General features: G+C 41.8%; 8 protein-coding genes and 1 tRNA gene. 3 read left to right on the top strand and 6 right to left on the bottom strand.

The window, feature by feature from the left end; translation table 11 throughout:
- Positions 1-122 precede the first annotated feature (122 nt).
- Positions 123-1,853 carry an F-box/LRR-repeat protein gene (locus WCG05_03970; GenBank protein MEI8321149.1) on the top strand — a complete coding sequence of 577 codons (1,731 nt, stop codon included), beginning with the start codon at positions 123-125 and terminating at the stop codon, positions 1,851-1,853.
- Here the strand turns inward: WCG05_03970 and gltX are convergent.
- The 4 genes from gltX to WCG05_03950 are packed head-to-tail and all read right to left on the bottom strand — an operon-like array spanning position 1,845 to position 5,954.
- Complete coding sequence (gene gltX, locus WCG05_03965; protein ID MEI8321148.1) at positions 1,845-3,182, bottom strand: glutamate--tRNA ligase; 1,338 nt, start codon at positions 3,180-3,182, stop codon at positions 1,845-1,847. The two genes, WCG05_03970 and gltX, sit on opposite strands and share 9 nt — an antisense overlap.
- The gene (locus WCG05_03960) at positions 3,179-4,255 is read right to left on the bottom strand and encodes an MraY family glycosyltransferase (GenBank protein MEI8321147.1); all 1,077 of its coding nucleotides are present in this window, start codon (positions 4,253-4,255) and stop codon (positions 3,179-3,181) included. The genes gltX and WCG05_03960 overlap by 4 nt, the downstream gene beginning before the upstream one ends.
- Positions 4,246-4,833 carry a winged helix-turn-helix domain-containing protein gene (locus WCG05_03955; GenBank protein ID MEI8321146.1) on the bottom strand — a complete coding sequence of 196 codons (588 nt, stop codon included), beginning with the start codon at positions 4,831-4,833 and terminating at the stop codon, positions 4,246-4,248. The genes WCG05_03960 and WCG05_03955 overlap by 10 nt, the downstream gene beginning before the upstream one ends.
- A complete protein-coding gene (locus WCG05_03950) occupies positions 4,830-5,954 on the bottom strand; it encodes a S41 family peptidase (protein MEI8321145.1) in 1,125 nt (374 codons plus the stop codon). Before WCG05_03950 ends, WCG05_03955 begins: the two co-directional genes overlap by 4 nt.
- Before the next feature lie 102 nt (positions 5,955-6,056).
- Between WCG05_03950 and WCG05_03945 the strand changes: the two genes are divergently transcribed.
- Entirely contained in the window at positions 6,057-6,761 is a 705-nt protein-coding gene (locus WCG05_03945) for a GNAT family N-acetyltransferase (protein MEI8321144.1), read from the top strand.
- 99 nt (positions 6,762-6,860) lie between these two features.
- Positions 6,861-6,954, top strand: a tRNA-Ser gene (locus tag WCG05_03940).
- A 10-nt stretch (positions 6,955-6,964) separates the two neighbouring features.
- Here WCG05_03940 and WCG05_03935 read toward each other — a convergent pair.
- Both WCG05_03935 and WCG05_03930 read right to left on the bottom strand, forming a co-directional pair.
- The gene (locus WCG05_03935) at positions 6,965-8,125 is read right to left on the bottom strand and encodes a Fic family protein (protein MEI8321143.1); all 1,161 of its coding nucleotides are present in this window, start codon (positions 8,123-8,125) and stop codon (positions 6,965-6,967) included.
- 134 nt (positions 8,126-8,259) lie between these two features.
- The gene (locus WCG05_03930; GenBank protein MEI8321142.1) at positions 8,260-8,889 is read right to left on the bottom strand and encodes a hypothetical protein; all 630 of its coding nucleotides are present in this window, start codon (positions 8,887-8,889) and stop codon (positions 8,260-8,262) included.
- Between the last annotated feature and the right edge of the window lie 26 nt (positions 8,890-8,915).

Here is an 8,915-nt window from a genome sequence, read left to right as displayed (position 1 = left end):
TTTAGCTCTCTCCTTCAACCACGAACACCACCCCTACTTATGCAACAAGGCCCCAAAGAGATGGAGATGAGGAAGCCCCTGCAAAAAGACGCAGAACTGAAAATCCTGAGAATCCGCTTTCAATTGTTCCGTATGTTAGACCCGTAGCTTCATGGGTCGCACCAGAGCACGATCAAGAGGCTCCCATTTTCAGAATACCGGCGGAAATTGGTCTTCATATCATGTCTTTTTTGCCACAAAAAGATTTGTCCAGACTGCGGAGTACTTGCCGAGGCATGAGACATGCGGCTCTAGTCCAACATTTAACAGTTCTACAAGGGGTGCCTAAAGTTGTTATTCATGACCCAAGCCGTTTATTCCCTAATATACTTTCTGTAACCAGAAAAGAAGAAACTGGTTTACCTATAGGGTTTTTGCGCCCTTTAAGAGAGTTTAATAACCTACATACTCTTAACTTAGCAGGCTGCGAGATGGGAAATGCCATGTTTCTAGTATTGACGTCTCTGTTTAAACATTTTTCTAGCTTAAAAGATCTAGACATAGGAAGAAATACTATTACTAGTGCCATCTTTTCAGGAAAAAATCCCGAAAAAATATTTATAGAGTTTTCAAGGCTTACTAAACTAGAAAGCTTGACTTTAAACGGTAACAACATTGGGCCTAGTGGGGTCTACTCTTTAAGCTATGCTTTACCCTTTTTGCCTAACTTGAAAAGCCTAGAGTTAGAGGAGATATATCCTATGAAGGACTTGCAGGATATAGACCCTAGTCAGGCATCTGTTCTGAAAAAGAATCATTTCCAGGCGTTTAGCCAGCTCGCTAAAGGGATTTCTTGTGCTCATAATCTAGAAACATTAAGTATAGCCGGCAATTATCTTTCTGCGAAGACAGGCTGTGTTTTGCTAGAGATCCTTTCAGAAAATTGTCCTAGACTAAAGTCATTAGATCTATCAACCAATTGCCTTGCAGATAGTGTTAAACTACTAGGGGAAGAAAAAAAATTCCCTGCACTGGCGGAGCTGGACATAAGTGATAATAAGCTTTCAATGGGAACGGCTGTCGAGTTTGTTAGGGATTTATTGCGGCATCATTCTGATAATATAACTTCTTTAGGCCTCTCTGCTTTAATACGCAAGGCCCCAAAACATGTAAGTGCTTTAATTCCTATCCTTCTAGAATTCCCGAACTTAAAGGTCTTTTTACTAGACGATATGGCCATGGGCAATGAGGGACTTGCCAAGTTACTTCTACAGCCAGAGAAGCTTTCTAAAGTTGAAAAATTAACGCTTGGACACAATAAAATTAGTGCTGCCGGTATCGAGAGTTTGTATGGAGCATCAAAAAACCTCTCTGCTTTAGAAAACCTCCGTTTAGACGACAATGAGTTTAGTGTGCAACATATTAAAAAACTTATGGAAATTTTTCAAAATCTTCCTAGCTTAAAACAGTTATCATTGGCATATAATGATCTTAATAACGATGCTTTTGATGTTTTGATAGGAAAACTTGCAGCCCTTCCCCAGTTAACGTGTTTAGAATTAACGGGAAATAAAGCAACCGCCCGCGGATTAATAAAAATAATCGAAGCTTTACACGATACTGAAATTGTTCCTAATTTGAACTTTTTGGCTCTACACGAGAAGGACGATGGCCTAGTTTTGAGTATTGCTGATAGAGATTTATTAAAACCTTTATTACGCAACATACAGAAATTACGTCCAAATCTTGAATTAGAAGGAATTGAAGAACTGTTGTCTGAAGCAAGGGAAGATCTAGAAGACGACGACTCAGAGGGAGAAGCAGGGGAAGCTCCAGAGAGCGACGACTCAGAGGAAGAAGAAGATCTAGAGTAAGGCCCCTTCCAAACGCTTGCGAGCAAGGTCTGGCCCCATAAGCTCAACCAGCCCCTGAAGTTCAGGACCATGGTCTTGCCCGGTCAGAGCGGCGCGGAGCGGCATGAAAAGTTCTTTCCCTTTGCGCCCACTAACGGTTTTCAAAAGGTGGAGCCATTCTTTCCAAGGCATTGGTTCCCATGGCCCCTGAGGCAAAGAGGCTAAGGCTTCCCGAATAAAAATTTTATCTTCGTTTGCCACAAATGTACGAACGGTCCCACGACAAATAGTCCACCACATTTCAACTTCATTCAAGCTTTCTAAATTAGGGCGCACAGCTTCCCAAAACAGAGAATCCATAGAAGAAAAATGGCTATACTCAACAGCTTTCTCATAGGGCAGAGTATGAATCACTTTTTTATTCATGTGGGTAATATCTTCCATCGAAAACTTGGGCGTTCCCTTGGCGAATTTAGAAATATCAAAATGGTTCACAAGGGCGTCCAATGAATCGTAGGCCTGAACTGGGTCAGATGTTCCTAATTTCGCGAGCAAGCTGTTCAAAGCCATAGGCAAGATTCCCTGGGCACGGAAATCGCGAATACTTGTGCTACCCAGTCGTTTTGAAAGTTCAGTCCCGTCGGCATTAGCCAGCAGGGAAAGATGCCCGAACTTAATAGTCCCGTCGGCAATGCCCAGGGCGCGCCATAATTGAATCTGAACGGCTGTGTTGGTCAGATGGTCTTCCCCCCGAATGATATGGGTAATATTCATGTCCATGTCATCAATAACAGAAGCCAACGTATAAATAGGAAATCCGTCTTCGCGTACCAGAACGGGATCACTTAGTTTGCTGCCCTCTAAATGGATTGGCCCGCGAATTAAATCCTCCCAATCGATGGGGGCGTCATTCAATAAAAGGCGCCAGTGTGGCTTGCGACCCTCTTTTTCATATTGCGTCTTTTGAGCATCGGTTAGCTGCAGGGCCTCCCGATCATAAATTGGGGGCATGCCGCGGGAAATTTGACGGCGTCTTTTAAATTCTAATTCCTCAGGCGTTTCATAACAAGCATAAAGGCGCCCGGACGCCTTTAACATTTCTGCACCTTCTTTATAGCGCTCTAAGCGGTCAGACTGCCGTTCATAGGCGTCAAACTCTAAGCCCAGCCAAGCAATATCTTCTAACAAGGCAGTTTCATATTTTTTTTCGCTTCTTTCCCGATCTGTATCGTCTAGACGCAGCAAAAATACCCCTCCGTGATGGCGGGCAAATAGCCAGTTAATCAAAAGCGTGCGACAATTTCCCACATGCATATACCCAGTGGGACTGGGGGCAAAACGTACTTTCATTTCTTTTTCTTTCTTTTTTTGCGATATGGCAAAATTCTTTTCTTAAGAGCTCTAAAGATCCACGCGTGATACCCCACCATCAAAACAAAATAAGGGATAAACATAAAAATCTGATGGGTGGGTTCTAAATATTGCATCCAAATGGCGCCCATTCCTTGTAGCATAGCCATGCATAAATGCAAGCACGTAACTTGTTTATGGGAATAGCCCAGCCGGTTCAGCAGCTGAAACAAATGCGTTCGGTGGGCTAACCAAAAACTTTCTTTGTTCCAGATACGGCGACCAACTGTAATGCTGACATCATAGATAAAGGAAAAGAACAGCAGAGGAATTGTATAAATAGAAATAGGGCTTAATTCTTGTGTTGGAATAAACAACATAATGGACCAAATAAGCCCCAGAAATTGACTGCCCACATCCCCCATGAAAATTTTGCCCCTGGGAAAATTAAAGATGAAAAATCCCAGCGTTGCAAAAAACAAGGTCAAACTAAGATAAAACATAGATTGTTCCATGAACAAGAAACTAATAATGGTGCAAAATAGGGAAGCAATAATAGAAACGCCACTGGCAAGGCCATTGAGCCCATCCATAAAGTTAAAGACATTCATGAAAAAGATAATCCAGAAAACAGACAAAACACCGCCTAAAGCTTTTAAGGGAACCACACCAAAATAGGGCAAGGGAATTTCAGAAATGGATAAACCAACCATGACGATAGCGCACCCCGTCAGGGCCTGTACAATGAATTTTTGCAGGAAGGAAAGCCCCTTTATGTCATCTTTCAAGGAAAAAAAACAAGTAACCCCTATGGCGCCCCCCAAGGTGATTAAGCGAGTCAGAGAGATATAACTAAGATATTGACGGGCTAGCAAAAACAGAATTCCCCCGGCAAAGCTAAGGGCAATAGCCACACCACCACTGCGAGGAGTTGGCGTTGTGTGGGAAGATCTTTTAACCGGGTGATCGTGAATGCCCATACGCATCATCCAGCGGGTCAGAAAAATCGATAGACCAAAGACCGAGAGCCCCATGCAAATCATATCAAAAGGCAACAAGGTTTTTAAAGGCATAGGCTGTACCCCTTTTCTTGGTTCACAAGCAAATCCGGCGTTAACTTTTGACGCAGCCTATAAATATGAGTTTCTAGCGTGTGGGTTGTCATGGTGGGCCCATAGTTCCAAATTTGCTTTAGCAATTCTTCTTTTGAAAAGAGTTGATTCGGATGGTGATATAAAAAGGATAAAATATCAACCTCTTTTTCCGTCAAATACTCAATGGCTTGAGTTACCGAATGAACCAACCGTCTCTTGCTAGGATAAAGCTTAAAGTTACCAATGACTAAAACGGAGGATTTATCTTCCTGGGTCAAACTTTTTTTCAAGTCCTGCAGGGCAAAAGGTTTTTCGAGAAATTTTACGGGAAAATGTTTAAAGTCTAAAGATTTTTCCTGGGGTAATAGCACAACTAAAAGGGCATGAGGAAATTGTTGATGGGCTTTCTGTAGATGAGATTCCTGGGGTTCGTCTAAAATAATAACTTCCACATTTTTTTCAGAATTCGTGACTATAGTGTAGTCGGTTTGTAGATACTCTTGGAGGCATAATTTTAAAACCTGGTCATCTGAAATCAAAAGAACAGTACTGGTCATTTTTTCAAGGATAACAATGTGTGAAAAGCCCGGCTCAACACTTCCTCATCTGGAATAGAATCCGACATATTTTCATGCGGTTCAATGCCCTTGCCCTGAATAGATTTTCCCAAGGGAGAGTAATAATACCCAGTTGTCAGACGAATAGCCGTGTACCCGGGGGGAATGGGCAGAATGGTTTGAATAGACCCCTTGCCATAGGTTTTTGATCCCATCAAAAAGGCCCGGTCATGGTCCTTTAAGGCTGCGGCTAAAATCTCAGCTGAGGACGCCGTCCCCTTATTCACCAACACAACAATGGGAATATTCTTCAGAATTTTAGGTTTTTCGCTGACCAAATAAGCTGCATCATTTTCAGCTTTGCGGGATTTGACTTTCACAATAATGCCCTTATCTAACAACAGGTCTGCAATGCTGACGGCTTGGTCTAAAATCCCCCCCGGATTATTTCTTAAATCAATAACCAGTCCTTGCAAGGCCCCCTGCATTTTTGATTGAATTGTTTCAATGGCTTTCTTGAATTTTTTCGCTGTTTTTGCGTCATTAAAATTGCTTAGACGCACATAGGCCATGTTTTGGGCAATCTTCCAGGTGATGGGATTCAGAACGATTTTTTCCCGCTTTAATTTAACGGTAAAAGGGTTCGTCAATTCCCGCTCTATTTTTAAAGAAAGAGCTTCTTTTGGATGACCTTTTAAGCGGTCTGAAATTTCAAATAGATCTAAACCTTGAACAGATTCCCCATTAATTTCCCAGATGATATCCCCTGCTTTTAGACCGGCCCGGTGGGCAGGGGAATTGTCTAGAGGAGTGATGATTTTCAGCTTGTCTCCATCCAGAGTAAATTCGATGCCGATACCAGCGTACCCCCCCTCAATATCCTTCAACATATCCTGATATCGCTGTTGGTTAATATAGGCTGAATAAGGGTCTAGGGAAGACAGCATTCCTTGAATGGCGCCCTCAATCAGGGTTTCCTCAGATACTGGCTTAACATACTCGGATCGGGCGTACCGGAATGCATCACTGAACATATCAAGAAGTCTGTAGACTTCCCGTTGAGAGGATGCCGTGGCAGACAACCCCTGGAATATCAACACAATACACAAGAAACGTTTCATTCGAATGAGTATACTAAAACCCAATAAAGATGCCAGAGTTTTGTTTGACATCTAAAAATGATACCTATATATCTTGTTGTATTATCTAGAAGGAGAGAAATAATGCGTTCTTTAACAATTTTATGGTTGGCTTTTGTTGCTCCCTTGGTCGTATTTGCCAGCTTTGATGGAGCTGATTGGGATGCTTATCGGCTAAAAAATCCAGAAAAATCTTTCCAACCTTTCACGACAGATCGCTTGACGGCCAAACCCGCGACTGCAGAAAATTTTGAGGCTTTGTTTGAAGCTGGAAAAACTGTTTTCTCCCAACCACAGGTTTTAGAATATTGGGCGGGTTCCCGCACGGATACACCAGAAACCACGGAAAGATGGCGCGTTTTTTTGGGCAGAGCGCAAAAAAGATGTGAAGCCAATCTTTTGAGCTGGCGAGGTTGTTATTTAACAGCAGAACCTGAAACTTTCGTTGGTTTTGTGGGGGCTCATCGCTATCAAGATGCGGGCAACCCCTATGACGGCACTGTGGAAGCTGCTGTCGTGTTCGATTCTAATCATTGGAAAAAAGGGTATGCGATGGAGTCTCTTCAGGGGTTTGCAAAGAATGATTTGATGCGCCTTGAAAACTATCAATATATTTTCATACCAACCCATGCAGCTAATGAGAATTCTCTTAAGTTGGGCCAAAAATTCGGGACAAAACCATGGATTCTTGATTTGACAGATCCTTTGGTGCCAAGTCATCTCAAAAGAGAAAACAGAACTTTCTGGAGAGTAGAGAAAGAAGCGATTGTAAAGACTTTTGGGAATTAGGGCATCAAGCTGGATTGGCACGGCTCTCAAGAACCATTGAAAATCGAAAAAACCATTGACAAGACAAGCTGGGACTTTTACATGTAGTACATCAAATCTGGAGGGGTGGCTGAGAGGCTGAAAGCGACGGTTTGCTAAACCGTTATACGGACCAAAATCCGTATCGAGGGTTCGAATCCCTCTCCCTCCGCCAGGTTTTTTCGCTACAAAGGCTCTGCACCCTCTTCCAGAATATTTAGGTAAGTACGATACACGTAAATCTTACTGGATTTTTTGCCACTTGTTTCTTCTAAAACTCCAATCTTAACCATGTGATTCAAAGAACTTCTAGCGGTTGGAGCGGTCATGCTTAATTCAGTTGCTACGAAAGAAACCGTCACCTGAGGTAATTTTTTCATATATTCCAGGACCTGTTCGCATGAAAACCGAGCCCGCCCAAGAGTTTCAATTTTTTTCTGATCTTGATCAAATAATTTATTGATACGATTTGCTGTGCTGGTCGCTTGTTTTGCAGATTTACGAACACCATCTAGAAAGAATTCAAGCCACGTTTCCCATGCCCCATGCAGGCGTACTTCTTGTAGCAAGTTATAATAAGTTTGGCGATTTTGTTTAAGGTAAAGACTTAGATATAAAATTGGTTCATCTAAAAGATTATCATTGCACAGAAGCAAACTAATCAATAGGCGACCCAGTCTTCCATTCCCATCTAAAAAAGGATGAATAGTTTCAAACTGAACATGGGCAAGTCCTGCTTTGATTAGAACAGGCAGCGTACTATCATGCAAGAAAGTCTCAAAATCAGATAAACATTGATTTAGATGATCAACAGGAGGTGGCACAAACAGGGCGTTGCCGGGCCTTGTGCCCCCAACCCAGTTTTGAGAATGTCTGAACTCTCCTGGTAATTTTCCAGTACCACGAGTTCCTGAAAGCAATACTCCATGAATTTCACGAAGGAGTCTAAGAGAAAGGGGAAAGTCTTTTTTCAGCCGTTCTAAGCCATAGCTACTAGCTTTTACGTAATTGGAAACTTCCTCGACATCTTCCAAGGATACTTCAGTTTTTTGATGGTGTTCAAAAAGCATCAAGTCTGAGAATGAGCTTTGAGTTCCCTCAATCTGGCTGGACAGAAGCGCTTCTTTGCGTACATACATGTAAATAAACAGGGCTGTGTTGGGAATAGATTTATGAACGTTATTCAGTTCGGCTAAAGCAAGAGTAGCTTTCTCAAGATAGGGGTAAAGTTTCGCCAAATCTACAGGGGGGCTTGGTGGCAACTTCGGTGGAACATAAGCCTTAAAAACTTCCCCTGATGTTTTTTGTGTGACATAAGTGCCAATTCTTTTCTTAAAACCGTCCATAAAGAAAAGATAGCACGTTATCTTTTCTTTTTAAAGTTTAAAAAGAAAAGTTATTATCAATCGCAATATCCTCTTTAGAGAAGCTTCTCAGGTTTAGCCTGAAGATACCATTTTTTGCCACTTGTTTTGTTCCCTCAAGAGAAATTATGAAAAATTCCCTCATCAGAATTAAAGGAATCCAAGGAGTCATCCGAGCGCATGGTCAGGTATTTGCGTCGTTGAGATCTAGGCGTTGTAATGGGTCTTGGGTTTATTATATCTTCTTCTCCATCATCCCACAGAGGCCGCGCTATATGCATATCTCGTTTTACAATGGGGGAAGGCTGTGCTTGCTCTTCCGATATTCTTTTAAGATGATTTTCTTTCTTCATTTTATTAATTGCAGTAATCGCTTTTTTCCATCGACTGAGCGCAATGCTCTTTTTTTCTATTTCTTTTTCCTCTCCACTCCCATAAGAAACCATTACGCGAATAGCAGCGTCTTGATCCAGATGGTCCGATATTTTTTTTAATTTTGAATCCATTTTCTTGATGCATTTAGCAATATCGGAATGTTCAGTTTGTATAAGGACACATTTTTGGTGGCATTCGGCCATGCGTTCGGGAAATAAAGAGTAACACTCCTGCTGAGAGTTGGTACAATTTTTTAAGCACCACTCAGTAGTAGATACCTGATTTTTTTTAGGCTTTGCTAAAGAACCCAAACTAAAAATAATGCCTATAATAGAATGTAAACAGAATAGAAAAAAAATTCTTTTTACCATGAAATCCCCTGTTTTTTCAAACCTAA

Source organism: Alphaproteobacteria bacterium, from assembly GCA_037146715.1.
In the GTDB taxonomy this organism is placed as follows: Bacteria; Pseudomonadota; Alphaproteobacteria; order UBA7879; family UBA5542; genus JBAWWO01.
The sequence above is the reverse complement of the archived record's forward strand: the minus strand, read 5'-3'. Positions and strand labels throughout refer to the sequence as shown.

Coding starts and splice junctions, on each gene's coding strand:
- WCG05_03960 (MEI8321147.1), bottom strand. CDS start 4,255: ATGCCTTTAAAAACCTTGTTGCCTTTTGATATGATTTGCATGGGGCTC.
- WCG05_03930 (MEI8321142.1), bottom strand. CDS start 8,889: ATGGTAAAAAGAATTTTTTTTCTATTCTGTTTACATTCTATTATAGGC.
- WCG05_03950 (MEI8321145.1), bottom strand. CDS start 5,954: ATGAAACGTTTCTTGTGTATTGTGTTGATATTCCAGGGGTTGTCTGCC.
- gltX (MEI8321148.1), bottom strand. CDS start 3,182: ATGAAAGTACGTTTTGCCCCCAGTCCCACTGGGTATATGCATGTGGGA.
- WCG05_03955 (MEI8321146.1), bottom strand. CDS start 4,833: ATGACCAGTACTGTTCTTTTGATTTCAGATGACCAGGTTTTAAAATTA.
- WCG05_03935 (MEI8321143.1), bottom strand. CDS start 8,125: ATGGACGGTTTTAAGAAAAGAATTGGCACTTATGTCACACAAAAAACA.
- WCG05_03945 (MEI8321144.1), top strand. CDS start 6,057: ATGCGTTCTTTAACAATTTTATGGTTGGCTTTTGTTGCTCCCTTGGTC.